This window comes from Silvimonas sp., assembly GCF_031291215.1.
Classification (GTDB): Bacteria; Pseudomonadota; Gammaproteobacteria; order Burkholderiales; family Chitinibacteraceae; genus Silvimonas; species Silvimonas soli.
The window spans coordinates 95,574-121,776 of the sequence record NZ_JARLJK010000136.1 but is presented as its reverse complement, the minus strand read 5'-3'; the positions used below and the strand labels follow the sequence as shown (position 1 = coordinate 121,776).

Below are 26,203 nucleotides of genomic sequence, written 5' to 3'. Positions count from 1 at the left end.
TGAATCTGGCGGCTAAAACGAAATCAGCTACTTTCGATTTCGCGCGCAGTTCCAAGCAACTGCGCCACCAGTTCAACCCAGTGCATGACCGGGATTGAGGTGCCAGTTTGCAGATGGCAAATGCAGCCGATGTTGGCAGAAACCACGCATTGCGCGCCCAAGTGCGAAAGCGCTTCGCATTTTTTATCCCGCAGGGTTTTGGAGAGTTCGCTTTGCAGGATGGAATACGTGCCTGCCGAACCACAGCACAAATGGGCGTTCTGCGGCAGTTTCACTGTGATACCCAAAACGCTGAGAATCGCCTCGACCTTTCCGCGAATTTGCTGCCCGTGCTGCAAAGTACATGGCGGATGGAAGGCCACGGTACGTGTCCCCAAGGGCTTGATCAGGCGATGGAGTTGATCGGTGTAGCCGTCCAGAAATTCAGAGACATCCACTGTCAGCGCCGCTATGCGTTCAGCTTTGGCGGCATAACACATATCGTGTCGCAGGAGGCGTCCATAGTCTTTGACAGTGACGCCACAACCCGAAGCGTTCATGACGATGGCTTTTACCCCCCGCTCTACCCATGGCCACCACGCGTCGATATTGCGCCGGGCGTCGATCAACGCATCCTCATCAAACCCCAAATGCAAAGGGATGGCGCCGCAGCATCCGGCGTGATTGGCCATCACCATTTGCACGCCCAGCGCGTCCAGTACCTGCGCGGTCGCCAGATTGATGCCGGGGGACATCGCCGGTTGCACGCAGCCAGCCAGCGCTAACACTTTGTCTGGATGAACCCTTGTTGGCCACTTCCCACCACTTTGAGCGCGCGGCGGGATTTTCTCGCTGACAGCCGCAGGCAACACCGGTTGCATAAACTGCCCGAGCCGCAGTGCGGTGGAAAATAACGTGGGTTGGTGCAAAAACGCGGCCAGCGCACGTCTTGCCGCACGTACCGCCAGCGGCCTTGGCGTTTGCAGGGCCAGTTGTCGGCGGCCGGTTTCCAGCAAGCGGCCGAACTGCACTCCGGACGGGCAAGTTGTTTCGCAATTGCGGCAGGTCAAGCAGCGGTCCAGATGCAGTTGTGTCTGCGCCGTTGTGGCGTGGCCTTCCAGCATTTGCTTGATCAGATAGATGCGCCCGCGGGGGCCGTCCAGTTCATCGCCCAAAACCTGATAAGTGGGGCATGTGGCATTACAAAAACCGCAGTGCACGCATTTGCGCAGAATCTCCTCGGCTTCGGCGCCTTCCTCGGTATTGCGCAGTGTTTGCGGCAAACGGGTTTGCATAGACTCAGAAGTCCGGGTAAAGGCGATGCTGATTAAAGATGCCTGCGGGATCAAACACCGTTTTTAGCCGACGATGAATCGCCAGTAACGCTGGTGCCAGTGGGGAAAAAGCGTTGGTCAATATGGGCTTGGTAAATGGCCGCCGCCATAGCGTGGCATGTCCGCCAGCGCTTACCGCAATAGTACGGATGTCGGTCGCGGATTCATCCGTCAACCACCAGCGTTGGCCGCCGCCCCATTCAATAAGCTGCTCGCCCCGCAAAGCCAGGGCAGGCGCAGTGGGTGGTACGGCCAGGCGCCACAAGTCACACTCTTGCCAATCCGCTTGGTGTTGCAGAGCAAAAAACGGATCTGTCTGTTCTTTAAGCGCGTGCCAGCGCGCATCCGCAACCTCTGGCGCCAGCAGATCGCCGCCCAGTTCCGAGGTGGCAGCCATCACGCCAGCTTGACTACCGGCCAGCCGTAATAACAATTCGCCCTGATGCCACGAGGAGGCGGTCAGCGGTAAAGGTTTGCCCGCCCAATAGTTCATGGTTTCAATGGCCTGTGCCTCGTCCATTACAAAGCGCAAGGTCTGGCCATGTTGTGGTGCCGGAAGTAGACGGATTGATATCTCCAGCAGCACACCCAGCGTGCCCTGCGAGCCGGCAAACAGGCGAGAAACATCGTAACCAGCCACATTTTTGATGACCTGACCACCAAAATGCATGACATCGCCGCGCCCATTCAGGCTGGTGGCACCCAACACAAAATCGCGAATGGCGCCGCTATACATCCGCCGCGGCCCGGCGAGTCCGGCGGCCACGCAACCTCCCAACGTGGCCTCTGGGCCAAAGTGCGGCGGTTCAAACGGCAGCATCTGGCCACTGGCGGCCAAGGCACTTTCGATGTCCCGCAGCGGCGTACCACAACGCGCGGTAATCACCAGTTCGGCCGGGTCATAGGCCACAATCCCCGCGTACTCCCGCAAGTCCAGCGGCTCACCTTGCACCGGATTGCCGTACCAGGCTTTGGTGTTTCCAGCATGAAGGCGTAACGGGGTTTGCGTCGAAGTGGCCGCGCGTACCTGATCGCGGATACGTGCCAACGCCAGGACTGGGTCGGGTTGCGCCATCAGAACCTCGGAATGTCCGGGAATGGCAGTTGCCCCGCCGTCACCCGCAACTGACCATGCTCGGCGCAGCGGGCGTGGGTGGGAATACCCTTGTCGGCATTGAGCAGACCCAACGGATCAAAGGCTCGCTTGATCGCCAGAAAAGTCTCGCGCTCGGCTTGGGCGAACTGCACGCACATGGAATCAAGTTTTTCGATACCTACCCCATGCTCGCCGGTGATGGTGCCGCCCAATTCAACGCAGCGCTCAAGGATGTCGGCGCCAAAAGCTTCAGCGCGCCGCAATTCATCGGCATCATTCCCGTCAAACAGGATGAGCGGATGCAGATTGCCATCGCCCGCGTGAAACACGTTCAAGCACCGCAGACCATATATTGTCTCCATGGCTTTGATACGCTTGAGTAATTTGCCGATAGCGCGCCGGGGAATGGTGCCGTCCATGCAAAAGTAATCCGGCGCCAGTCTACCCGCTGCCGGTAGCGCATTTTTGCGACCGGACCACCATTTCAGCCGCTCGGTTTCGTTGGCCGAAACCTGCACCAGACGTGCGTTGTGCTGTTGCAGAACCTCGCCGATACGTGCGATTTCGTCGGCGACTTCTTCGCTGGTGCCATCGGATTCGCATAACAAAATAGCCGCGGCGCCTTGGTCGTATCCAGCGTGCACAAACGCCTCGACGGCCTGAACAGCGGGTTGATCCATCATTTCCAGCCCGGCGGGAATGATCCCCGCGCCGATGATGGCCGCTACCGCATCGCCTGCAGTTTCGACATCGTCAAAACTGGCCAGCACCAACCGGGCTGTGCGCGGACGCGGAATCAAACGCACGGTGATCTCCGTAACCACCGCAAACATGCCTTCACTGCCAATCAGAATGGCCAGCAAGTCCAGCCCCGGCGCGTCAGGCGCCAGTGAGCCGAACTCCAGAATGTCGCCATCCATGCTGATGGCGCGGGCGCGCAAGATGTTATGCACGGTCAGGCCGTATTTCAGACAATGCAGGCCACCGGCGTTTTCGGCCAGATTACCGCCGATGGTGCAGGCAATCTGCGATGAAGGATCAGGCGCGTAGTAAAGACCGTAGGGCGCGGCGACTTCTGATATCTGGATATTGCGCACGCCGGGCTGCACGGTTGCGGTGCGGGCTAACGGATCGACCGACACAATGTTTTTCAGTCGCGCCAGCGATAGCACCAGACCATGCGCCATGGGTGTCGCCCCGCCAGACAAACTCGTACCGCCGCCGCGAGGCACCACCGGCACGCCCAATCGCCGACATACCCGCAAGACGCCCTGGACTTCGGCCTCATTGGCGGGCAAAGCCACCGCCAGCGGCAATTGCCGATACACCGGCAAGGCATCGCTCTCGTAAGGGGCGGTATCTTCACGATCAGACAATATCTGACAGGACGGAATCTCGCGCTGCAATGCATACAGCAAACGAGCTGTGAGATCACTACTTGAGGGGCGGGTATCTGTGTGCATTTCCCAACCTGGCAGTCTGGATGCACCCGGGCAGGATGCATCCCCTACCCTTGGTTATAGCGTAATCCGCGTGCCCAGCACCTCCAGAAAAGCCGCCAGCCATGCCGGATGGGCTGGCCAAGCTGGGGCGGTCACCAGATTGCCGTCACGATGGGCCCCGGTAATTTCCACTTCGGCATAGGTACCACCAGCCAGTTTGACCTCAGGCGCGCAAGCCGGATAAGCCGAACATGAGCGCCCTTCCAGCACGCCAGCCGCTGCCAGCAATTGCGCGCCGTGGCAAATGGCGGCGATAGGCTTGTTGGCTTGGGCAAAGTGGCGCACTGCGTCCAGCACCGCAGAATTCAGCCGGATATATTCCGGGGCACGCCCGCCAGGAATCAACAAGGCATCGTAACTGGCCGGATTGATCTCGCTAAACGTGGCATTCAATGTGAAGTTGTGGCCGCGCTTTTCGCTATAAGTCTGGTCGCCTTCAAAGTCGTGAATGGCAGTACGAATCTGCTCGCCCGCTTTTTTGTCCGGACAAACCACATCCAGCTTGTGCCCCACCATCAACAGCGCCTGAAATGGCACCATCAGTTCGTAGTCTTCGACGTAATCCCCAGCCAGTACCAGTATTTTCTTCGCACTCATGTTGATCTCCGCAGGTCGTATGGGCGCGACAGAAGTCGCCCATGCATCACGCTAGACCATAAAGCCGCCACTTACCGGCGCCGAAGATCAGCTAACCGATCACACGGTAAATGTCTGGGCAAGAAAGAAATTTTCTGACGCGGATATCAGTCGTTGCAAATCCATGACAAAGAAGTTCAGAAAATTATTATATCTACCGCAATGAACTTTGCATCCATTTGGACGGTCTATGCGTAAGTACTACTGACGGGGAAAAAATCCTCGCACCAACAACAGGAGAAACCATCATGAAACGTATTGCCATGTCACTCGTTGTTCTGTTTTCTATGGCTTTTGCTACTACCGCAGCGCTGGCTGGCGGTTCACAAGGTGAACGCTGGCACAAAGGCGACAACCCGGCCAACCCGACTCAAGGCGTGAAAATGGGCCAGTAAGTTCACTGGCGCATGCAACAAACCCCGCTCAACGCGGGGTTTGTTTTTTACACGTGAGTGATGGCGTTCAGCCGCCGTCTGGCCATTTTCCTGGGGCGCCCTGCTTGAATATGTCATATGAGTTACCCATCTAGCTAAGACAAATCGGGCTAACCCGCACCAGTGCCGCTGTGTTACTGGCAACGCCGGTTCCCCACCAAAATCATCCAGCCACCTGTTTGCGGTGGTTATCTGGAGCTTGCCCAATGCGTCGTTCGTTCACTTTTGCCGTCAGCTTGCTGGTGGTGCTACATCTGTATATCGGCATCCGGTTGATCCCGGCGTTGCCGCTGGGTCTGGCCGGTCAGATCGTGGGTGTTGCCGGTCTGGTGCTGTCTTGCCTGTTGCTGCCCTTGGGTTTGCTGGCGCGCGGCATCCAGCGCCAGCCGTTGTCAGACCGGCTGGCTTGGGCTGGCATGCTGGCCATGGGGCTGTTTTCGTCGTTGTTTGTGCTGACGCTGCTGCGCGAGGTGGTGTTGCTGGTGGGTCTGTTACTGGCGGCCAGCCAGTACGCTGAGTTGGTGCAATGGTCGGCAGTAGCGGTTCCGGCGCTGGCGCTGCTGGTCACGCTGATCGGCTTCGTGAACGCTCGCCGTCGTGCGCATGTAGTGAACGTAGATGTGCCGGTAGCTGGCCTGCCCGCCAATCTCAATGGTTTTACCATTGCCCAGATCAGCGATATCCACGTTGGCCCAACTATCAAACGCAATTATCTGGATGCCATCGTCAACAAGGTCAACACCCTGAACGCAGATGTGATCGCGGTGACCGGAGATCTGGTGGATGGCAGTGTGGCTGATCTGAACCAGCACACCGCGCCGCTGGCCCGCCTGAGCGCTCGCCACGGCACCTACTTTGTAACCGGCAATCACGAATATTATTCTGGCGCGGACGAATGGACCGCCGAGTTACGTCGCCTTGGCCTGCATGTGCTGCTCAATGAACACGTCGTGTTGCAGCATGATGGCGTCGCACCGCTGGTGTTGGCCGGCGTAACCGATTACGGCGCGCACCATTTCAATGAAGCGCAACGCAGCGATCCTGTCGCCGCCATGGCAGGCGCTCCGGCCGATGCCGGGATCAAAGTACTACTGGCGCACCAACCGCGCACTGCTACTGCCGCCGCTGCCGCCGGATTTGATTTGCAGTTGTCCGGTCACACCCATGGTGGCCAGTTCTGGCCGTGGAATTTGTTTGTGCGCTTTCAGCAACCCTTTACCGCCGGGCTGAACCAGTTGAATCAGCTATGGGTGTATACCAGCCGTGGCACTGGCTATTGGGGGCCACCGAAACGCTTTGGTGCACCGTCCGAAATCACCCGCTTACGCCTGGTGACTGCACCATAAATCATCATTGCATCCTCTTCGCTGGCGCGGGTTGCTGCTCTTCCTGAGCGTTAACCCGCGCCATTGCTTGTGCATTGCCCACCCTTCTTGTATACGACTGATCTGGAACAGCCTTTGCTTATGCTGTTCTGATGCCCAACGCCCCTTAGGGATAGCCACGCTTGTGAGTAGCAGGACGGGCTGTCAGATTGGGCGCGGTATTCACATCAAATAAAAACCAGTCAAACCACACAGATCGGGAGTACTTATGAACTTGCGCAAGCAGCTTGTGCTGGCTTTGGCTCTAGCCATTGGCAGCAGCGTTGCCCTGGCCCAAAAAGCCGCAGTAATCCGCATTGGCATTGAAGCCGCTTACCCACCGTTTGAATCCAAAAGTGTCTCGGGCAAGTTGCAGGGTTTTGATATCGATATTGCCAATGCCTTGTGCAAGAAAATCGAAGCTCAATGCAGTTGGGTGGAAATGCCCTTCGACAATCTGATCCCGGCGTTGCAGGCCAATCGCTTTGATGCGATCCATTCCGCCATGAATATCACCGAAGAACGCCTGAAAAGCATTGCCTTTACTGACCCGATTTACGCCGTGCCGGTGCAATTGATCGCCAACAAAAAGAGCCATCTGACACCTGATGTTTCGTCACTTAAGGGTAAGCGCATCGGCGTGCTGCAGGGTTCGATCATGGCTACTTATGCCAAAACCCGTTGGGAGCCCAAGGGCGTCACCGTGGTGGAATATTCGAATCAGGACAAGGTGTACATGGACCTGTTGGCCAACAACATCGACGCCTCGTTGCAAGAATCGCAAGCGGCCTATTCAGGCTTTTTGCGTACCGATATTGGTTCGGCTTTTGGTTATGCCGGAGCACCGATCAAGGATGCCTCGATTTTCGGGCCTGGCGTGGGGATTGGGCTGCGCAAATCGGATACGGCATTACGCCAGCAGTTGAATGACGCGATTGCGGCGCTGAAGGCCGATGGCACGTTCGACAAGATCGCCAAGCATTACTTCCAGGTAGACGTGATCGATAAATCGACGCCTTGAGGTTTGTGGATTTACAGGCGGACCGGTAGATCGATAAATGGGGTGCACATGGATGCACCCCATTTTCTGAATGCCAGCTGGCAAGGCCATCACTCAGCCATACAAGCAAGCCGCGTGATGGCGCAGATGGTCTTCCATGAAAGTCGCGATGAAATAATAGCTGTGGTCGTAGCCTGGCTGACGACGTAAGGTCAGTGGATAACCGCTGGCTTGCGCCGGGCCGACCAAGGCTTCTGGCCACAGTTGGGTGGACAGAAATTCATCGTCTTCGCCTTGGTCGATCAGCATGGGCAGATGTTCAGTGGCTTTACGTAGCAGCGCCGAAGCATCCCATTCCTGCCAGGCCGCTTCGTTCTCGCCCAGATACGCCGTAAATGCTTTTTTACCCCACGGTACCTCAGCCGGATGGCAGATCGGCGCGAAAGCAGATACCGAGCGATAGTGCCCCGGATTGCGCAGCGCCAGCACCAATGCACCGTGCCCGCCCATTGAATGTCCGGCAATCCCGCGCACTGGCAGCACCGGAAAATGCGCCTCAACCAGCTCCGGTAGTTCATGCACCACATAATCGTGCATCTGATAATGTTCGGCCCACGGCGATTGGGTGGCGTTCAGATAAAAACCAGCGCCCTGCCCCAGATCGTAGCTGCCATCATCGGCGACCGCTGGCCCGCGCGGACTGGTATCGCAGATCACCAGCGCCAGCCCCAACTCAGCCGCAATACGCTGTGCGCCCGCCTTATGAGTGAAGTTCTCGTCCGTACAGGTCAGCCCGGACAACCAGTACACCACCGGCACTTTCTGCGTTTCTGCCTGGGGCGGCAGATAAACCGCAAACTTCATGTCGCAATGCAAATGACTTGAAGTGTGTTGATGCCGACTTTGCCAACCGCCAAAGGCGCGATTGCGGGAGAGTTGGGTTAACGCCATGCAGCGGACTCCGATGCGGTCTGAGTGCGATTAAAGATCGTAGTGAATGACGCTGCGAATGCTCTTGCCTTCGTGCATCAGATCAAACGCCTTGTTGATGTCCTGCAAGCCCATGGTGTGGGTGATGAAGGTATCCAGTTCAAACTCGCCCTTCATGTAGCGGTCCACATAACCAGGCAGCTCGGAACGACCGCGTACGCCACCAAATGCCGAGCCCTTCCAGACGCGGCCGGTGACCAGCTGGAATGGCCGGGTGCTGATTTCTTCACCCGCACCGGCCACGCCGATGATGATCGATTCACCCCACCCTTTATGACAGCACTCCAGTGCTGAACGCATGACTTTGGTGTTGCCGATGCATTCAAACGAGTAATCCACGCCACCATCGGTGAGTTCAACAATGACTTCCTGGATCGGTTTGTCGTAATCAGCTGGATTAATGCAATCTGTGGCGCCCAATTGCCGGGCAATCTCAAACTTGGCCGGATTCACGTCAACGCCAATGATGCGCTCGGCCTTGGCCATCACCGCGCCGATAATCGCCGACAGGCCAATCCCGCCCAGACCAAAGATGGCGACGGTGCTGCCTGGCTGAACCTTGGCGGTGTTCATGACCGCGCCCATGCCAGTGGTGACGCCGCAACCGAGCAGGCAGACTTTTTCGAGAGGCGCTTCTTTGCTGATTTTGGCGACGGCAATCTCTGGCAACACGGTGTACTCAGAGAACGTCGAGGTGCCCATATAGTGGTAAATCGGTTTGCCTTGATACGAAAAGCGGCTGGTGCCATCAGGCATCAAACCCTTGCCTTGCGTGGCGCGAATGGCCTGGCACAGGTTAGTTTTGCCCGACAGGCAGAACTTGCATTTGCCGCATTCCGGGGTGTACAGCGGAATCACGTGGTCGCCCGGTTTGACGCTGATTACGCCAGCGCCCACTTCCATCACAATCGCTCCGCCTTCGTGGCCAAGGATGGTCGGGAAGATCCCCTCAGGGTCGGCACCGGACAAGGTATAAGCATCGGTATGGCAGACGCCGGTCGCCACGATCCGTACCAGCACCTCGCCCGCTTTCGGGCCATCCACCTCAACTTCAACAATTTCCAATGGTTGTCTGGCGGCCCAGGCAACGGCGGCACGGGATTTGATCATGATGGATTTCCTTGGCAAAAGCGGTAACAGGGGTACAGAAGCCGCATTATAGGCCGCCAGACATGTCAACTGAATGGAACTCCCTGGCTCCAGGCGTGGCCCGTTGCATGCTGCCAGCCAATAAACGCAGAAAAATCAACGGGCTGACGCACTTCACAAATAAATGTATCGCGGCAGATTGAATGTTGGCGACAGCGTTTGGTCGAGACGCACGCGGTAAACGGATTTGTCATCCGGCATCCGTTCAGTGAATCAGCTATAAAATCAGCACCTGGCCGCAACTTGCCCAGCCCCGGCGCTCGCCGCATTGGTGCCGGAAAATAAAATCAGACCGCAATCCAGACCAAGGAAAAAACAGATGAACTGGTACCTGGCTGTATTAAAGAATTACCTGGGTTTCAGCGGCCGCGCACGCCGCAAGGAATACTGGATGTTCGTGTTGTGCAACGTCATCATCACCGTCATTTTGCGGGTGATTGATCATCTGACGGGTTTGACCATTGAAAGCCACGGCGAAGCAATTGGCATTTTGGGTACCGTATATGGCCTGGCGGTGCTGCTGCCATCGCTGGCGGTCACCGTGCGCCGCCTGCATGACGGTGACCACACTGGCTGGTGGTTACTGATCGTCTTGCTGCCCATCGTGGGGGCGATTGTGATGCTGGTGTTCATGCTGCAGCAGAGCACTCCGGGTACCAATCGCTATGGCCCATCGCCACGGCTGGATTTCGACGAACCAGAAGCGCCTGTGCCAGGCCAGTTTTAGTCAGGATGCAGGCATCTGGCCCACTCCACTCAATTCAACCGGCGCGCGAACGCCCAAGTGCGTTGAGTGGAATTTTCAGATATTGCACCCCGTTGCTTTCCGCCTGCGGCAGGCTTCCCGCCCGGATATTGACTTGCACCGCAGGCAAAATCAGCAACGGCACATCCAGCGTCATGTCGCGCTGGTTACGCATGGCCACAAATTCATCTTCGCCAATACCGTCACGGACATGGATATTCGCCGCTCTTTGCGCCCCAACAGTGCTTTCCCAAACCGGCGCACGTTGCTGCGCTGGCGGGTAATCATGGCATAGCAGCAGGCGCGTTTCAGCCGGTAAATCCAGTAGCTTGCGTATGGATTGATACAACACGCGCGCATCGCCGCCCGGAAAATCGCAGCGGGCCGTACCAACATCTGGCATGAACAAGGTATCGCCAACAAAGACAATGTCGCCGATCTGAAAAGCGATATCTGCCGCTGTATGCCCCGGCACCGCCAGCACTTCGGCGTGCAACTCGCCAATCGTGATGACCTCGTCGGCAGCCAGCAATTGATCAAATTGCGTGCCGTCAGGGTTGAAGTCATCGCCAAGATTGAACAGCCGTTTGAAGGTCTGCTGCACCGCCAGAATGTTCTCGCCAATGGCGACTCGTCCCCCCGCTTGCTGTTTGAGGTACTGCGCTGCCGATAGATGATCGGCGTGGGCGTGGGTTTCCAGTATCCATTGCAGGGTTAGACCGTGACTGGCCAGCAACGCCAGTACCCGATCAGCGTTGGTAGTACGGATGCGCCCGGCTTTGGCATCGTAATCGAGCACCGGGTCAATTACCGCGGCATAGCCATTGCGACGGTCGTATACCACATGGGTAGCGGTACCTGTGGCGGTGTCAAACACGGTTTCTATCAGCGCTTGCATGAGATGTTCCCGGTGATGATCTTTCGTCGATATACCAATTAATATAATATATGTTTGTAAATTGTTTAGAAACACCTGCGCTGACCGGCCAGGTCAGACCACGGTTATCCATGTCATGACTCTTGATCATCTCGCTCCCCCGCTGGCACTCATGCGCCAAGGCGCCAACGAAGCCACCACTACATTGCGCGTGCTGGCCAATCCGGACCGCTTGCTGCTGCTGTGCCAGCTCAGCCAGGGCGAAAGCTCGGTCAGCGAACTGGAAGACGCGCTGGATCTGCATCAGCCCACACTTTCACAACAACTCGGCGTACTCCGCAGTGAAGGGCTGGTTGCTACCCGGCGCGATGGTAAACGGATGTACTACCGCATCGCCGACCCACGGGTGCTCAAGCTATTGGAAACGCTCTATCAGCTGTACTGCCCCCAATAAGCACTTTTACATGCGGCTGAGCCCTTGTGGTCGCGTCTGCGTACACGAATTATGGATTTGATCATGACCCTGGATTGGCAACACTTCACCCCATGGACTTCGCTGGCAGGGGGCATATTGATTGGGCTGGCTGCGGCAGGCTTTGCCTTGTTTAATGGCCGTATCGCCGGCATTAGCGGCATCGTTGGCGGTTTGCTGCGACCAGTTAGTGGCCAGACGAGCTGGCGTGTGGCTTTTGTTGCCGGGCTGGTGATTGCGCCATTGCTCTGGCGTTCCCTTGCGGCGCTGCGACCGATTGAGATCACGGCGTCGTCATGGCTGATTGTGCTGGCGGGCTTGCTGGTGGGCATTGGCACTCGTTATGGCGCGGGTTGCACCAGCGGCCACGGTGTGTGCGGATTGTCCCGGTTGTCCGGGCGTTCCCTGGCGGCCACACTCATCTTTATGGCGTTCGGTTTCGCCACCGTGTTTATACTGCGCCACGTTCTGGCCTGAAACGGAACTCATCTTATGAATATCGTCTTTGCTGCGCTTTCGGGTCTGGTATTTGGTTTGGGTCTGTTGCTGGCGGGCATGGCCAATCCGGCCAAGGTGTCCGGTTTTCTTGATCTGGCCGGACGTTGGGACCCATCGCTGGCGCTGGTCATGGGCGGAGCAATTGCAGTTGGCCTGCCTGCGTTTGCCCTTGCCAAAAAACGCACGACATCATTGCTTGGCTTACCTATGCAATTGCCGCAAAGCCGCCGTATTGATCGCCGACTCATCCTTGGCAGCATGATTTTCGGCATCGGCTGGGGCCTGGCTGGCATCTGCCCCGGCCCGGCATTGGTTTTGATGGGTAGCGGCAAAACCGAAGGCCTGCTGTTTGTAGCGGCGATGCTGGTCGGCATGGGCATTTTTGAGTGGCTGGAACACCACCGGAATAACGCATCGTGATCCTGGTTCTGCTACTTGGCGCGCTGGTGGGCGCGGTATTGGGCCTGACTGGCGCTGGTGGTGGCATCCTGGCTGTGCCAGCTCTGGTTGCCGGCTTGGGTTGGACTGTGCAGCAAGCCGCGCCAGTGGCCCTTATTGCAGTGGCAGCAGGCGCAGCGACGGGCGCGGTGGAAGGTTTTCGGCAAGGGCTGGTGCGCTATCGGGCTGGCCTGTTGATGGCGGCTCTTGGCGTGCCATTGACGGGCGTCGGCGCGTGGCTGGCCCATCGCATACCTACGGACTGGCTTACCGGTTTGTTCGGGATCACCATGCTGATCGTCGCCTTTCGGGGCTTGCATCGTGCCAGTCAAGCGCCCGAAGACAGTCGTCTGTTGCCACGTTGTAGCGTCAATCCTGCCACAGGCCGCCTGGTCTGGACGCCCGCGAGCGTCGCAGTGGTAGGCGGGATAGGCATGGTAACGGGCTTGCTGACGGGGCTACTGGGTGTGGGCGGCGGCTTTGTGATCGTGCCCGCTCTGCGCCGCTTTACCAGTTTGAGCATGCACGCGATTGTGGCGACCTCACTATTCGTGATCGCCCTCACCGGCTGCGGCGGAGTTTTGACGGCGCAGTGGCATGGCACCGTCCTGCCGCCCGCCGTTACCTGGCCTTTTCTGGGAGCCGTGGTAAGCGGAATGATTGCCGGGCGGCTGCTGGCTCAACACTTGCCCGGAGCCCAGATTCAGCGCGGGTTTGCGCTGCTGGTGTTGCTGATCGGGCTAAGCATGATCGCCAAAGCGCTCTGACTGGTAGCTCGAGCGATCATGCGCAGCCGCGTCGGGTTAATTCAGTTGCGGGTCCACGTAAAACTTCACGCCCTGGCTGGTCAAGGCTGGTGCAATACCTTGCGCATCCAGTTGATAAACCCAGATGCCGGGTGATACTTCTGCTGCGCCTTTGCCTGCCGCTTGCGATGCCGTAATCGCCTCCGCCGGCAAGACGTAACCACGTGAAGCAAAGTTATCCAGCGTTTCCTGCGTTTCAAACACAAAAACCACGCTGTATTCCTTGACGCCCTTCCCCCAACCAGTGGATGGGCTGGTCATGCGCATATAGATTTCTTTGTTTTTCTTGATATCTTTGGCCAGGCCATTACCAAAACCGCCAAACATCAGTACGCCGGTCGCGTTATTGGTAAATGCAGCGTAACCCACGCTTTGGTCGATTTTGGCTTTCAGGCTGGGATCAGCTTTTTCCAGTCGGTCAACCAGATCACGCACATTCAATTTAACCGTATTGCGTTTTTCGGGAACATTGCTGCCATTGGCCGCCAGCGCATTGCCCATTAATCCACACATTGCCACGATCACGGCCAAAGCGCGCCAGCCTGGCTGTTTTGCAAAAAACATCATCAAAACCTCCTCACAAGGATATATGCGCCGGGCAACGGACAACTACCGGGCGATTTTCTTGCCACTTGCTGTTCAATCGTTGTTTATTTGTTTTGCCAATATCAAAACAGCCTGATTCAAGCAACAAGAGAGGCCAACAGCGCCTCTCTTGTTGCTTGAATCATCGACTGGATCAGTTGCCTGGCGTTACAGAAACCGCCAACGCGTCGGTGACCACAGCCACAATCTGGTCACCCTTCTTTATTTCCTTGAACACGGCTGGATCTTCAACCTTCACGTCAACCACACGGTTCTTCGGGCCTTTGACGGTAATGGTTTGCGTCTTGTGGTTCACGCTCAGCACATTGGCAACGAGCGTCCGACGGCGTACTTCCATACCACCTGGCTTCTCGCCAGCGGCAGCCGAAGCTTTTGCCGTGGTTTCCACTTCCGAGCGAATGCCATTGCCGCCACGCTTGAGTGCCAGCGCGATGGAACGACGGTATTCAACGCTAACTTTATCGCCCACCTTGAGTTGGTCAAAATTCTTTACTTCCGGTGGATTGGTCACGTCAACAACGTGACCTTTCTCGCCCTTGATGGAGACCACGCGGGTAGCCGGATCAATCGCAATAATGACGCCTTTGGCGTGTCCGACCTGTGCCGCGCCACCTGCATCGATAATCTGGGCGGCTGGCGCTGAAGCATCCGCTGCAAATGCCGGTTGCGTTACTGCCAGCAAGGCGAGCAATGCTGCCGGAAGGATCAGGGCGTGGGTTGATTTCATAAAGTAATAACTCCGAAAGGTCAGGTTTGACTGCGTGTTGGATGCTCTGGCAACAATCGGCCAAAACAAAAAAATGGAGAGATGATCCGGAAGTGCTCCGCTTTCAGGATGGATTACTTCTGCCATTCAGTTTCATTTATTCCTGACAGGGTATGACCATGCGGCTTTCATATTCTCTCCTCCAACTTAATGCATTTTTCTGTAATTACAACTAAACATTAGCAAGCACGCATGTTTAAGCTCTCATCGCGGACCGTGCGTACTTAGCCGTTTTTCACTTCAGGAAGTCTGTTTTGTATCGCCTCCCCCTCGCTTCAGCATTCTGCATTTGTTCACTTTTACTGGTTTCACGCGTGGCCCAGGCTGACGTAGTCTGGCTGGATGCCGGCGCCATGCGCTCCGCCGCGCAGGATGATCACTCCTACGACTGGATGCTCTCGTATTCGCACCCGATTACACCCAACTGGTCTGCCAGCTTTACCTGGATGAATGAAGGCCACGTGGCAGACCATCATCGCGATGGCCACAGCGTGCAGGTCTGGTATCACACTGATCCACTGTGGAGTCACTTGCGGTTTGGTGCGGGTGTCGGGCCTTATCGATATTTCGATACCACCTCGGCCGCCACCAGCGACACTTACTCGGATAATCACGGTTGGGGCGTGCTGTATAGCCTGACGGCGGTCTGGCAAAACCCCGATAGCAACTGGCTTTATCAATTGCGCCTGAACCACGTTCAGGCCACCGGCAGCATCGACACCAATTCGGTCACGCTGGGCGTGGGCTATGCGCTGAGCCCGGACACGCTGGGCAGCGCTAACTGGCAGATACCGGCCGGTCGGCAAGAAGTTACGGTTTACGGCGGTAAAACCATTTTGAACAGTTTCAACTCGGAAACGGGCAGCGCCGCCAGCGTTGAATATCGCTACGCTGTTAATCCGTGGGTCAAGGTTTCGGGCGCCTGGCTAAACGAAAACAACCCTGCCACCATCCGCCGCAATGGCGCGCTGGCTCAGGTGTGGCTAGAGCCGGAGTTTTACAACAAGCAATTCACCTTGGGCGTAGGTGTCGGCGCCTATGTGCTGGTAGATAAATCCAGCAACACCACGGATGACAGCGATCCAGACCGGTTATCCGGATTGGTTACGCTCACCGCCAGCTACAAGGTGATGGAACACCTGCGCGCGCGGGTGGAATGGCACCGTATCGTCACCAATTACAGCCGCGATAGCGATATCGTGTTGCTGGGTGCGGGTTACGAGTTCTGATATGGCGAGCCAGGCCTGAACCTGGCTGACCAGAATAAATAGCTGGCTAGCTGCCAGCTATTTTTGCCACCAAGACCACTCACTCTCTGACACAGCTGATCTCAACCGGGTTCGATCTGCTTTCTGCGACAGCCATACGCATGGCATAGTCGTTATCCCGTCACACACCACCAGATGCTGATTCGATGGACTTCCCTACGCTGCATACCGAACGCCTGATCTTGCGCGCCTTTACCCAGGCCGATGCGCCAGCCTTGTTTGCCATCCATTCCGATGCACAAGCCATGCAGTGGTTTGGCTCTGATCCGGTTGTTGATCAGCTTGGCGCTGATGCATTGCTGGCTTTTTTTATCAATCTGCCGCACATGGCCGCACCAGGCATGCGCTGGGCGATTGAGCGGCGCGATGATGCCCGGTTGATTGGTTCTTGTGGTGTATTCAAATGGAACAAATCCTGGCGTAGTTGCAGTCTGGGTTACGAACTGGCTCACCCCGCATGGGGACACGGCTATATGCGCGAAGCACTGGAAAGCGTCATCGGCTGGGCGCTGGAGGGCATGCAGCTGAACCGGATCGAGGCGCTGGTGCATCCGCGCAATACGCCCTCGTTACGGGTACTGGAAAACCTGGGGTTTGCGCGCGAAGGCCAGCTGCGCCAGGGCGGTTACTGGCTGGAGCAATACCATGATCTGGTGCAGTTGGGATTACTCAAGCACGAATTCATTCAGCCGCAGCCCAAACTGACGCTTGCGTAACCAACCAAGCCGCCGCGCAATGACTAGCCAACGAACACTTTACTTTGGCAGGGTTGGTGGCACACTGGCGCTTTCGCGTCGTTCATCGCCGTTTATTCCCATTTCCAGGCTTTTCTCAGGCAGGTTTATTGCAATGAAATTGAAAAACCCAAAGTCTTTGTTTGCGATATGTGCAGCACTCACAGCCTGTTTGGCGCATGCCGACGACAGCGTCACGTTGGGGCAGAAACAAGCCAATATCGCCACAGACATTTTTGTTGAATCCTGTGTTGCTCATCCAGGAAACAACAAGGCCTCGGCCGATTGGGCCAAGCAAAAAGGCATGCAGCCCGCCAACGACAAATTTACCGCCGACGTGCTGCGTGGCCGCCCGGGCCAGGTATGGGGCGCGTCCAGCCCCGAAGGGCAATTTATTCTGGTTTTGTCTGAGCCGATGTGTTCGGTCTGGGCGCGGCAGGCGGACGCCGCAGGCGTTGAACAGAATATGCAAAAGATCATCAAGAACATCAAACGTCCGGGCACCAAGGTCAAGAGCCTGGTCGATAAAACCATCATGGAAGGTGGGCTGAACTATCACCAGCAAGCCACCACCATCATCAATACCAAAGAGAAGGCCCAACAAGGCCTGATGATGATCTCCACCACCACCGATTCCACCATGGCTCCGGTACAAATCCGGCTGACCTTGTCGCCGTTTACGCCAGATGCGGCAGATAAAAAATGAGACCCGTGGTCATCATTACCGGGAGTAGTCGTGGCATTGGCGCGGCAACAGCCCGGCTCGCCGGTGCGCGCGGCTATGCGGTTTGTGTGAACTATCTGCATAACGCCGCCGCCGCCGGGCAAGTAGTGAGCGACATTCAAGCCATGGGTGGGCAAGCCATTGCCATTGCGGCGGACATGGCGCTTGAAGCCGACGTGGTGCGCCTGTTTGAAGAGGCCAGCCGGGCCTTGGGGCCGATCAGTGCCCTGGTCAACAACGCCGGAATGATAGAACCGCAGATGCGGCTTGAGCAGATGACCAGCGCGCGGCTACAGCGGGTGTTTACGACCAACGCAATTGGCCCGCTGTTGTGTGCCCGCGAAGCCGTGCTGCGGATGTCGACCCGCCACGGTGGCCAGGGTGGTGTCATTGTCAATGTGTCTTCAGCCGCAGCTCGGCTGGGTTCACCCAACGAGTACATCGATTATGCCGCGACCAAGGGCGCCATCGACACCATGACGATCGGTCTTGCCAAAGAAGTGGCCAGTGAAGGTATCCGGGTGAACGGCGTTCGCCCTGGTCCGATTTACACCGACATTCATGCCAGTGCCGGTGAACCCGACCGGATCGAGCGGGTGCGGTCTGTCATCCCATTGCAACGCGGCGGAACGCCAGAAGAAGTCGCCAACGCCATCCTTTGGCTAATGTCTGCCGAGGCGTCTTACATTACCGGTTCGTTCATCGATGTGGCGGGCGGACGCTAAGCATTCGCAACGCACCCGCCATGCCATTCCATAGCATTTACCACAGATACCCCAGACCCACGCCATAGGTCAGCTGATTGGCCGTGCCACGCTGGGTGACGATGGGCGTATCGGCCGCCGAGCCAATCAGGCGCTGGTCGATTACTGCCGTGCCCACTGCCCAATGTTTATTAATGAAGTAAATAGCGCCGAGCCAGCCATAAACCTGTTGATTGCCACTATTGGCACTGAATACCGGCAAACCGGAAGCTTGTGATGCCGCTTCGTCGACCCCGTAATAGGTGTTCATGAAACTCTTGCTGGCCCAGCCATAGCCCAAACCCAGACCGAATAGCCATTGTGGTGAAGCCGGCGCCCAGATTGATGCTTGCACGGCTCCGCGCACGCCGTCATAAACCTGCCCGCCATTGGTCAAGATATTGGCATACAGCCGGAAACGATACGGAATATCGCCACCGCTTAGATACTGGTAGCCAACAAAACCACCCACTTCCAGCGTGGTGTCGATATCCGGCAGGCGCCGCAGCACCGGGTCGTCAAGATCGCTGCGGCCCAATTTGACATTCAGCGCCGGCCCCCAGCGAAAGCCCGAACCCGTTTTGCCCAGATCGAACTGCGCATATGGCCCGTACCACTCCACCAGCCAGCCATCGCCGCGATAATTCAGGCCTGGCACCGCGCCGACATAGGTATCTTTACAGCCGCTGCATTGCGTTGTTACCCCCACTCCGATACCAAACAGGTTAGGTGCCGGTGGTAAATCGATGGCATTGGCGACCGGCGCCAACAACCCGGCAAGGGCAAGCAATCCCGCACATAATTTGCCAACTACCAACCGCCGGGCGCGCAACAACATAGAATTCTCCGAATTAATGGCGCTGCGAGACAAATCCCACAGGCTTATGTATTAAAGAGCATGAAACTGCCAATACCAAGCCGGGCAGTGGTTTGTTGATCTGATGGTGGTTACGCCGCAACAGGTTTGATACTCTTGCAGCCTTCCCGCCTTTGAATCCCTCCCCGCCGTGCGTATCTCGCTCCCTTTTGCACTTGCCCTCATGCTTGCCGTTCCGGTAACTCATGCCGAGCCAACCTTGCCCCCAGACTCTGCATCTTCCACGTCTGTGCAAGAGCCGCCGCCGGAAACGATGACGGCCCCTCTTCCGGACGTCGAACCCACACCCGAGCCAGCACCCGCCAGTACGCCAGCAGTTGTCACGCCCACGCCGCGCCCGACGCCGCCACCTTTGCAACCCAATCAGGCCGCTGGTGGTGACAAAGAGGGTCGAGCTTTGCTCAACAAGCTGCTGCCCACCGGCATACCGGATCGCGCGGGCTGGTCTACCGACATCTTCAATGCTTTCAGCGCATTGAAGATTCCCTATACGCCATCGTTCTTCTGCGCTTCGATCGCCGTCATTGCGCAGGAATCCAGTTTCCAGAGCGATCCGGTCGTGCCGGGTCTGCCCAAGATTGTGTGGAGCGAGATCGACAAACGCATCCACAAGTTCGGCATTCCGCGACTGGTGGTACAAGCGGCTTTTGCCAAAGCTTCACCAGACGGTCGCAGCTATAACCAGCGGGTCGATTCGTTGCAGACCGAACGCCAGATGAACGCGTTGTTTGAAGACATGATTACCGAACTGCCGTTTGGCCCCAAGTTGTTGGCCGACGACAACCCGATTCGCACTGGTGGCCCCATGCAGGTGGGTGTTGAGTTTGCCAAAGGCCACGTCAAAGTCTGGCCGTACCCATACAAGATCCAGCGCAGCTTGCGTGACGAAGTGTTTACTCGCCGCGGCAGCGTTTATTTTGGCACCGCGCATTTGCTGCAATACCCGGCCAAATACACGCAAATGGTTTACCGCTTTGCTGATTACAACGCGGGCCGTTACGCCAGCCGCAGTGCCGCTTTCCAGTTGGCATTGGCGCGCATCAGTGGCAGCAAACTGGTTCCCGATGGTTATCTGATGAGCTATACCGGCACGGCGCCCAACAATGACGTAACTGACACCCAGCGCCTGTTGTTTGGCATGACGGGAAAGTTGGGGATTTCCAGAGCACAGATGCTTAGCGACATCCGGCAGGAACGCTATTCCTCCTTCGCGCAAACCCCAACTTATCAGCGGGTCTTTGCGCTCGCCACCAAGGTCGCGGGCAAACCGGTACCGCAGGAAGCGTTGCCGCAAATCCGGCTGATCAGCCCCAAAATTACGCGCAAGCTGACCACGGCATGGTTTGCCCAGCGGGTTGATGGGCGCTATCAGGATTGTCTGGGGCGCATGAATAGCGGTAACTGACAGTGCACACGCGAGCAGCGAACAGGTAATAACAATAAGCCGGGATGATCCCGGCTTATTGCATGCTGGGGCTTATAAACCGGAACAGAACGGAAAATCGACCTCAGGCTGATGTCCGGAAATGATGTCCGCCACGGCTTTACCGGCGCCACAACCTTCGGTCCAGCCCAGCGTGCCGTGCCCGCTATTGATAAACAGGTTGGGATAACGGGTGCCGCCAATATAAGGCAGATTGCCAGGCGTGGTCGGGCGCAGGCCACTCCAGAACGTGGCGTTATCGTAATCGCCCGCATGTGGGAATATCTCGCGGGTGCGGTGGATTAACGCGGCACAACGAACCGGATTAAGCGTCAGGTCATAACCATTGAGCTCAGCCGTACCGGCAACGCGCAAGCGGTCTCCCAGGCGCGAGAACACCAGTTTGTGGCCATCGTCGGTCAAACTGACTTCTGGTGCTATATCGCCCGGGCGCACCGGAATCGTCGCGGAATACCCTTTGGCTGGATAAATATCCAGGGTGATCTTGAGTGGTTTAAGTAGTTGCGGACTAAAACTGCCCAGACAAACCAGATAAGCATCGGCCTGTAATAATTCGGTGCGGGGATAGCCGTCCGCTTCTTGCCAACGCAATTGCACGCCAGATATCTCGCACGATTGTGCGTCTTCCAGGTAATCAATTTGCGTGCCATAGCGAAACACCACACCAGCTTGCGCGGCGAGCTGGGCCAAATGGTGGGTGAATTTGTGCGCATCACCGGATTCATCGCTGGGTGTGTAGGTGCCCCCCACTATCGGCCGCAACGAACTGGCCAATGCGGGCTCAATGGCAAGACATTCCTGTGCTGACTTCACTTGCCGATCCAGCCCCACCTGACGCATCAGGGCTGCTGCCGGTACTGCTGCTGCAAACTCGGCCTCGTCCGTGTAGTAGTGCAAAATCCCTTTGGTCAATTCGTCGTAATGCAGCCCGGTATCGTGACGCAACTGTTGCAGTTGTGCCCGGCTGTACAGCCCCAGTCGTACCAGATTTTGCAGATTGTGGCGCGCGCGGGCCGGGGTGCACTCTTGCAAGAAGCGTAGCCCCCAACGCCATTGGGCCCAGTCCGCTTTAGGCCGAAACAGTAATGGTGCATCTTCTTCGGCCAGCCACTGCAACACCTTCCACGGCGCTTTGGGATTGGCCCATGGCTCGGCATGGCACACGGAAATCTGGCCGCCATTGGCAAAACTGGTTTGCAAGGCGGCATCCGGCTCGCGATCAATCACCGTCACCTCATGCCCCGCCTTGTGCAGAAACCATGCCGACGTTACGCCAGCGATCCCGGCTCCCAATACCACCACGTGCATCCAGTTCTCCCCTTGCCGTGGGCATCGATTATGCCCTGCCAGTATCAATGGCTTTTTTTAATGCACTACCGCCGAAAAGTGTAACTTCTCAAAATCAAATCCGGGCCGTTCTGCCACCGATTGACCGAGGGCTTAGTAAATACCATGGCTCTCAGTCAGCGCACACCTGCTATTTAGAGAATTTCTGATACAGGTCGCAAATAGCCCGGCGTTTTGCCAACCTGCCATGCGTCAGTCTGACTACGCTTTACGACAATCGTCACCCCGAGCACTTCCCTTCAGTAGAACAATTGTTCTATAATCCGGCCACCACACACTTCTTCACGGGTCTTCAGTCATGGATGACAACAAGAGCAAGGCGCTTGCCGCCGCACTGGCACAAATCGAGCGGCAATTCGGCAAAGGCGCCATCATGAAGATGGGCGACAACCAGATCGAAAACGATCTGCAAGTCGTATCCACCGGCTCCCTCGGGCTGGACCTTGGGCTGGGTGTAGGCGGTCTGCCGCGCGGCCGTATTGTTGAAATTTTCGGACCAGAATCGTCGGGTAAAACCACGCTGTGTCTGCACGTGGTTGCTGAAATCCAGAAGCTGGGCGGCACCGCTGCATATATTGATGCGGAAAACGCGCTGGACCCGGTTTACGCACAAAAGCTGGGCGTTAACGTTGGCGACATGCTGATTTCGCAGCCGGACACCGGCGAGCAAGCCCTGGAAATCGCTGACATGCTGGTGCGTTCTGGCGGCGTGGATATCATCGTGGTCGACTCGGTGGCCGCACTGACGCCGAAAGCTGAAATTGAAGGCGAAATGGGCGACGTTCACGTCGGCCTGCAAGCCCGGTTGATGAGCCAGGCACTGCGCAAGCTGACCGGTAACATCAAGCGCACCAACACGCTGGTGATCTTCATCAACCAGTTGCGTATGAAGATTGGCGCCATGATGCCCGGCCAGAGCCCGGAAACCACCACCGGCGGTAATGCACTCAAGTTCTATGCTTCTGTCCGTCTGGATATCCGCCGCATTGGCGCAGTCAAGAAAGGTGAAGAAGTCATTGGTAACCAGACCAAGGTCAAAGTTGCCAAGAACAAGGTCGCCCCTCCATTCCGCGTCATCACCTTTGACATTCTGTACGGCGAAGGCATCAGCCGTGAAGGCGAGATCGTCGAGCACGGCGTCACCCACAAGATCGTAGAGAAAGCGGGTGCCTGGTATAGCTATAACGGCAACAAGATTGGCCAAGGCCTGGAGAATTCCCGCCAGTATCTGAAAGACAATCCTGAAGTCGCGGCTGAAATCGTCGCCAAGATTCGCGAAAAAATCGGCCTGAGCAGCACACCAATTGAAGTTGGTGGCACGCAAAACGATGAAGTCGATGTACTCGAAGCGTAATCCGGCTTGAAACCTGCACATGCATGACGATGATGAAGCCTTCGAAGAAGGCTTTGACAGCGAGTTCGAAGCGGCACCGGCGGTGCCCTTCGACCCCGCAAAATTCCGCCACCGCGCGCTCGCCATGTTGTCCCGGCGAGAATATGCACGGGCAGAGCTAAAGGCCAAACTAAGGCCACACTGTCCCGACGAAAGCCACCTGGAAGCGTTGCTGGATGACTTTCAGGAACGCAACTGGCTTTCTGATGCCCGCTTTGCCGAGCAGTGGGCGCATTTTCGGTCACAGCGTTATGGCACGCGCCGACTTGCTGCTGAATTGAGGCAAAAAGGCGTTTCCAGTGAGCTTATTACCGAGACCCTGGAAAACATGGAAGGTGACGAGCTTTCCAAAGCTCGCGCACTGTGGCAACGCAAGTTCGGACAACTACCGCAGGATCAGAAAGAACGCGCCAAACAATTACGCTTTCTGGCCGGGCGAGGTTTTTCCACAGATGTGATCTATCGCATCGTTGGTGGCGAAGAAGACAATTTCTAAGCCATCCCGCCCTTGCATTTCTTGCTACTACGCCATTTCGTACCACACATCCCGTTCCTCACTTCTCTGCATCCACCCCACTGTGCGGCAACGCTTCCAGCCATTCCCGAAAGAACCCAATAAACGCTCGCACCTTGGCCGGTACATGGCGGCTATCTGGATAGACAGCGTATATCCCACCGGATGGCAACGCCCAAGCGGGCACCAGTCGGACCAGATCGCCACTGACCAGACCGGCACGTACGGTACTTTCATCCAGCACCGCAATACCGGCGCCATGCTGCACTAACGCCAATGCACTGAGCGGCGTACTGGTGCGCATGGCCGCATGCAAACGCACGGTGCAATCTTCACCGTCGCCATGGGTAAAACGCCAGGTCAGCGGTGCGGCCAGCAAGCTGAGCACCACCCAGCGATGCGTCGCCAGATCACGCGGGTGCCGCGGCAAACCATGCCTGGCCAGATAGGCTGGAGACGCCACGGCGTATTGCTCGAACCGGGCAAGTTGCGTCGCTCGCAAACTGGAATCGCGCAACCAGCCCATGCGGATTGCCACATCTACACGTTCACGTACCAGATCCAGCACCTGGTCGGTCGCCAGTAAATCAATTTGCAAATCGGGATAGCGCTCGCCAAATGCGGCCAATGCCGGGGCGAGCACTGTGGCGGCGTGGTCAGCGGGAGCGGTAATCCGCAAAGTACCGGATGGCGCGGCGACTTCCTCGTTAAGCCGGTCAATACTTTCACGCAGCGATTGAATCAGCGGCGCGGCGTCCCGAAACAGCGTTTCTCCAGCCTCCGTTAACGTCACTCGCCGGGTGGTACGCACGAACAGTGCCGTGCCCAGTTCGGCTTCCAGCTTGGCAATTTGCTGACTCAACCCGGCCTTGGCTATCCCCATCCGTTCTGCCGCCGCAGTGAACCCGCCCGCTTCAGCGACAGCAAGAAAGAGTTCAATCCGGTTTAGATCTGGTTCGCTCAACATGGGTCTTATTGTCTTCAAATAGTGAACAGTAAATTATCAACAAGGCTGTTTATCAGATCAATAGCACCACGCAAAATAGCAGCACTTTAAATCCAGTCGAACCAACCGATGACCCAACCCACCCTGACCCTGCTGTTTGATCCGCTCTGCGGCTGGTGTTACGCCGCCCAACCCGGGCTGGATGCGCTGGCGCAAAACCTGGACGTGCAATGGCACCTGCTTCCCACTGGTTTGTTTGCCGGTGACGGTGGGCAAACCATGACGACCACAAAGCGTGAGTACTTCTGGAGCAACGACCAACGCATCGAGCAACTCACCGGGCAAGTCTTTAGCCAGGCTTATTACGATGACGTATTGAGCGACTTCACCAGTCGTTTTGATTCCTGGTTACCAACCAAAGCGTGGTATCTGATCACCGAACAACAACCTGCCGCTGGCCTCGAGGTTCTGCATGCGATCCAGCAATTGCGCTATGTAGCCGGGCGGCAAAGTGGCGACATTGAGGCCTTGGCGGATGTGGCCGAGAAATACGGGCTTGAGCGAGAGAGCTTTCTGATTTCGTTGCAGGGCCCAACCCCACCTGCATTGACTGAAGCCATCAGCCAAGCCAGGCAACTGATGCAATCGCACCGGGTTGGCGGGGTACCGACCTTGTTACTGGAAACCGCAAGCGGCAGCGGCATTGTGCCCAACCAGATGCTGTACCACGAGCCAACCCAATTGATCGGGGCGATTCAGAGCGCATTACAGAACGACCATCAATCCGCACAAAACAACCCGTAATAACAACCACTTGAATAACAGCTACAAGGAGAATCTCATGAATATCGTATTGATCGGCGCTACCGGTTTTATCGGATCGGCCCTGCTGTCCGAAGCACTCGCTCGCGGCCATAAAGTGACTGCCATCGTTCAGCATCCGGAAAAACTCCCTGCCCATGCCAGTCTGACCGGCGCGGCAGTCAACGTGCTGGATACCGGCACATTGACCCAGACATTGGAAGGCCATGACGCCGTATTGAGCGCGTTCAGCGGCCACGCCCAGACGGATGTGCGTGATTACTATGTGGCAGGCTTCAAATCCATCCTCACGGCGACCAAAGCTTCGGCCCTGCAACGTTTGCTGGTCGTCGGCGGTGCCGGTAGCCTGGAAGTGGCTCCGGGCCTACAGGTTGTCGATACACCGGAATTCCCTGAACAATGGAAAGGCACGGCCTTGGGTGCCCGCGACGCGCTGGACTTGTTGCGCAGCGAAACCAGCCTGGACTGGACCATGTTGAGCCCGTCGGCATATATCCATCCGGGCGAGCGCACCGGCGTCTTCCGTCTGGGCGGCGATCAATTGCTGGTGGACAGCGCTGGCAAGAGCGAAATCTCGGTGCAGGATTACGCCGTAGCGCTGATCGACGAACTGGAACAACACCAGCACAGCAAGCAACGCTTTACCGTTGGCTACTGAGCCGCCCGTATAGCTATTGCCAGCAAACTGCCCCACCGGCA

At 57.0% G+C, this 26,203-nt stretch carries 29 protein-coding genes; 17 read left to right on the top strand and 12 right to left on the bottom strand.

Annotated elements, in window-relative coordinates; all coding sequences use genetic code 11:
- Positions 1–23: 23 nt before the first annotated feature.
- From glcF to P4L78_RS16105, 4 genes are read right to left on the bottom strand one after another with little or no spacing between them, the layout of a single operon-like run.
- Positions 24–1,274: a glycolate oxidase subunit GlcF gene (gene glcF / locus P4L78_RS16120; RefSeq protein ID WP_309328908.1), complete on the bottom strand. Its 1,251-nt coding sequence runs from the start codon at positions 1,272–1,274 to the stop codon at positions 24–26.
- Between the two features lie 4 nt (positions 1,275–1,278).
- Complete coding sequence (gene glcE / locus P4L78_RS16115) at positions 1,279–2,388, bottom strand: glycolate oxidase subunit GlcE (RefSeq protein ID WP_309328906.1); 1,110 nt, start codon at positions 2,386–2,388, stop codon at positions 1,279–1,281.
- Positions 2,388–3,872, bottom strand: a complete 1,485-nt coding sequence (locus P4L78_RS16110; protein ID WP_309328904.1) for an FAD-linked oxidase C-terminal domain-containing protein — start codon at positions 3,870–3,872, stop codon at positions 2,388–2,390. The genes glcE and P4L78_RS16110 overlap by 1 nt, the downstream gene beginning before the upstream one ends.
- A gap of 54 nt (positions 3,873–3,926) precedes the next feature.
- The gene (locus P4L78_RS16105; protein ID WP_309328902.1) at positions 3,927–4,508 is read right to left on the bottom strand and encodes a DJ-1/PfpI family protein; all 582 of its coding nucleotides are present in this window, start codon (positions 4,506–4,508) and stop codon (positions 3,927–3,929) included.
- 287 nt (positions 4,509–4,795) lie between these two features.
- On the opposite strand from P4L78_RS16105, the gene P4L78_RS16100 reads away from it, so the two are divergent.
- The 3 genes from P4L78_RS16100 to P4L78_RS16090 all read left to right on the top strand — a co-directional run bounded on the left by P4L78_RS16100 (position 4,796) and on the right by P4L78_RS16090 (position 7,366).
- Positions 4,796–4,942, top strand: a complete 147-nt coding sequence (locus P4L78_RS16100; protein ID WP_283149183.1) for a hypothetical protein — start codon at positions 4,796–4,798, stop codon at positions 4,940–4,942.
- A gap of 245 nt (positions 4,943–5,187) precedes the next feature.
- The gene (locus P4L78_RS16095; RefSeq protein ID WP_309328900.1) at positions 5,188–6,327 is read left to right on the top strand and encodes a metallophosphoesterase; all 1,140 of its coding nucleotides are present in this window, start codon (positions 5,188–5,190) and stop codon (positions 6,325–6,327) included.
- Positions 6,328–6,574: 247 nt separating this feature from the next.
- Entirely contained in the window at positions 6,575–7,366 is a 792-nt protein-coding gene (locus P4L78_RS16090) for a transporter substrate-binding domain-containing protein (RefSeq protein ID WP_283149181.1), read from the top strand.
- A 93-nt stretch (positions 7,367–7,459) separates the two neighbouring features.
- Here P4L78_RS16090 and fghA read toward each other — a convergent pair whose 3' ends face one another.
- Positions 7,460–8,296 (bottom strand): S-formylglutathione hydrolase, encoded by an 837-nt coding sequence (gene fghA, locus P4L78_RS16085; RefSeq protein WP_283149180.1) that lies wholly within the window; start codon positions 8,294–8,296, stop codon positions 7,460–7,462.
- A gap of 30 nt (positions 8,297–8,326) precedes the next feature.
- Complete coding sequence (locus tag P4L78_RS16080) at positions 8,327–9,445, bottom strand: S-(hydroxymethyl)glutathione dehydrogenase/class III alcohol dehydrogenase (RefSeq protein ID WP_405051568.1); 1,119 nt, start codon at positions 9,443–9,445, stop codon at positions 8,327–8,329.
- A 358-nt stretch (positions 9,446–9,803) separates the two neighbouring features.
- On the opposite strand from P4L78_RS16080, the gene P4L78_RS16075 reads away from it, so the two are divergent.
- Positions 9,804–10,211: a DUF805 domain-containing protein gene (locus P4L78_RS16075; protein ID WP_283149179.1), complete on the top strand. Its 408-nt coding sequence runs from the start codon at positions 9,804–9,806 to the stop codon at positions 10,209–10,211.
- A 34-nt stretch (positions 10,212–10,245) separates the two neighbouring features.
- Here P4L78_RS16075 and P4L78_RS16070 read toward each other — a convergent pair whose 3' ends face one another.
- Entirely contained in the window at positions 10,246–11,127 is an 882-nt protein-coding gene (locus P4L78_RS16070) for an MBL fold metallo-hydrolase (protein ID WP_309328898.1), read from the bottom strand.
- A 115-nt stretch (positions 11,128–11,242) separates the two neighbouring features.
- On the opposite strand from P4L78_RS16070, the gene P4L78_RS16065 reads away from it, so the two are divergent.
- The 4 genes from P4L78_RS16065 to P4L78_RS16050 all read left to right on the top strand — a co-directional run bounded on the left by P4L78_RS16065 (position 11,243) and on the right by P4L78_RS16050 (position 13,281).
- Entirely contained in the window at positions 11,243–11,560 is a 318-nt protein-coding gene (locus P4L78_RS16065; RefSeq protein ID WP_309328896.1) for a metalloregulator ArsR/SmtB family transcription factor, read from the top strand.
- 63 nt (positions 11,561–11,623) lie between these two features.
- Positions 11,624–12,055, top strand: a complete 432-nt coding sequence (locus P4L78_RS16060) for a YeeE/YedE family protein (protein WP_309328894.1) — start codon at positions 11,624–11,626, stop codon at positions 12,053–12,055.
- A 15-nt stretch (positions 12,056–12,070) separates the two neighbouring features.
- Positions 12,071–12,496 (top strand): YeeE/YedE family protein, encoded by a 426-nt coding sequence (locus P4L78_RS16055; RefSeq protein WP_309328892.1) that lies wholly within the window; start codon positions 12,071–12,073, stop codon positions 12,494–12,496.
- Positions 12,493–13,281, top strand: coding sequence for a sulfite exporter TauE/SafE family protein (locus P4L78_RS16050; protein WP_309328890.1), 789 nt, complete (start codon positions 12,493–12,495; stop codon positions 13,279–13,281). The genes P4L78_RS16055 and P4L78_RS16050 overlap by 4 nt, the downstream gene beginning before the upstream one ends.
- 36 nt (positions 13,282–13,317) lie before the next feature.
- Here P4L78_RS16050 and P4L78_RS16045 read toward each other — a convergent pair whose 3' ends face one another.
- Complete coding sequence (locus P4L78_RS16045; RefSeq protein ID WP_309328888.1) at positions 13,318–13,887, bottom strand: hypothetical protein; 570 nt, start codon at positions 13,885–13,887, stop codon at positions 13,318–13,320.
- 172 nt (positions 13,888–14,059) lie between these two features.
- Complete coding sequence (locus P4L78_RS16040; RefSeq protein WP_283149172.1) at positions 14,060–14,653, bottom strand: hypothetical protein; 594 nt, start codon at positions 14,651–14,653, stop codon at positions 14,060–14,062.
- Positions 14,654–15,006: 353 nt separating this feature from the next.
- Between P4L78_RS16040 and P4L78_RS16035 the strand changes: the two genes are divergently transcribed.
- The 4 genes from P4L78_RS16035 to P4L78_RS16020 all read left to right on the top strand — a co-directional run bounded on the left by P4L78_RS16035 (position 15,007) and on the right by P4L78_RS16020 (position 18,143).
- Positions 15,007–15,921 carry a hypothetical protein gene (locus P4L78_RS16035; protein WP_283149171.1) on the top strand — a complete coding sequence of 305 codons (915 nt, stop codon included), beginning with the start codon at positions 15,007–15,009 and terminating at the stop codon, positions 15,919–15,921.
- 185 nt (positions 15,922–16,106) lie between these two features.
- Complete coding sequence (locus P4L78_RS16030; protein WP_309328885.1) at positions 16,107–16,676, top strand: GNAT family protein; 570 nt, start codon at positions 16,107–16,109, stop codon at positions 16,674–16,676.
- A gap of 133 nt (positions 16,677–16,809) precedes the next feature.
- Positions 16,810–17,400 carry an NMCC_0638 family (lipo)protein gene (locus P4L78_RS16025; RefSeq protein ID WP_283149169.1) on the top strand — a complete coding sequence of 197 codons (591 nt, stop codon included), beginning with the start codon at positions 16,810–16,812 and terminating at the stop codon, positions 17,398–17,400.
- A complete protein-coding gene (locus P4L78_RS16020) occupies positions 17,397–18,143 on the top strand; it encodes an SDR family oxidoreductase (protein WP_283149168.1) in 747 nt (248 codons plus the stop codon). The genes P4L78_RS16025 and P4L78_RS16020 overlap by 4 nt, the downstream gene beginning before the upstream one ends.
- Before the next feature lie 37 nt (positions 18,144–18,180).
- On the opposite strand, the gene P4L78_RS16015 is transcribed toward P4L78_RS16020, so the two are convergent.
- Positions 18,181–18,999 (bottom strand): MipA/OmpV family protein, encoded by an 819-nt coding sequence (locus P4L78_RS16015; RefSeq protein WP_283149167.1) that lies wholly within the window; start codon positions 18,997–18,999, stop codon positions 18,181–18,183.
- 292 nt (positions 19,000–19,291) lie between these two features.
- Between P4L78_RS16015 and P4L78_RS16010 the strand changes: the two genes are divergently transcribed.
- Positions 19,292–20,443, top strand: coding sequence for a DUF1615 domain-containing protein (locus P4L78_RS16010; RefSeq protein WP_309328883.1), 1,152 nt, complete (start codon positions 19,292–19,294; stop codon positions 20,441–20,443).
- A gap of 72 nt (positions 20,444–20,515) precedes the next feature.
- Here P4L78_RS16010 and P4L78_RS16005 read toward each other — a convergent pair whose 3' ends face one another.
- The gene (locus P4L78_RS16005) at positions 20,516–21,790 is read right to left on the bottom strand and encodes a D-amino acid dehydrogenase (protein WP_283149165.1); all 1,275 of its coding nucleotides are present in this window, start codon (positions 21,788–21,790) and stop codon (positions 20,516–20,518) included.
- Positions 21,791–22,127: 337 nt separating this feature from the next.
- Between P4L78_RS16005 and recA the strand changes: the two genes are divergently transcribed.
- Complete coding sequence (recA, locus tag P4L78_RS16000; protein ID WP_283149164.1) at positions 22,128–23,183, top strand: recombinase RecA; 1,056 nt, start codon at positions 22,128–22,130, stop codon at positions 23,181–23,183.
- Between the two features lie 19 nt (positions 23,184–23,202).
- Positions 23,203–23,718 (top strand): recombination regulator RecX, encoded by a 516-nt coding sequence (gene recX / locus P4L78_RS15995; protein ID WP_309328880.1) that lies wholly within the window; start codon positions 23,203–23,205, stop codon positions 23,716–23,718.
- A gap of 58 nt (positions 23,719–23,776) precedes the next feature.
- On the opposite strand, the gene P4L78_RS15990 is transcribed toward recX, so the two are convergent.
- Complete coding sequence (locus tag P4L78_RS15990) at positions 23,777–24,703, bottom strand: LysR family transcriptional regulator (protein WP_309328878.1); 927 nt, start codon at positions 24,701–24,703, stop codon at positions 23,777–23,779.
- 108 nt (positions 24,704–24,811) lie between these two features.
- Here P4L78_RS15990 and P4L78_RS15985 point away from each other — a divergent pair, with 108 nt between their 5' ends.
- Together P4L78_RS15985 and P4L78_RS15980 are read left to right on the top strand one after the other, a co-directional pair.
- Entirely contained in the window at positions 24,812–25,486 is a 675-nt protein-coding gene (locus P4L78_RS15985) for a DsbA family protein (protein ID WP_309328875.1), read from the top strand.
- 37 nt (positions 25,487–25,523) lie between these two features.
- The gene (locus P4L78_RS15980; protein ID WP_309328873.1) at positions 25,524–26,162 is read left to right on the top strand and encodes an NAD(P)-dependent oxidoreductase; all 639 of its coding nucleotides are present in this window, start codon (positions 25,524–25,526) and stop codon (positions 26,160–26,162) included.
- Positions 26,163–26,203: the final 41 nt, after the last annotated feature.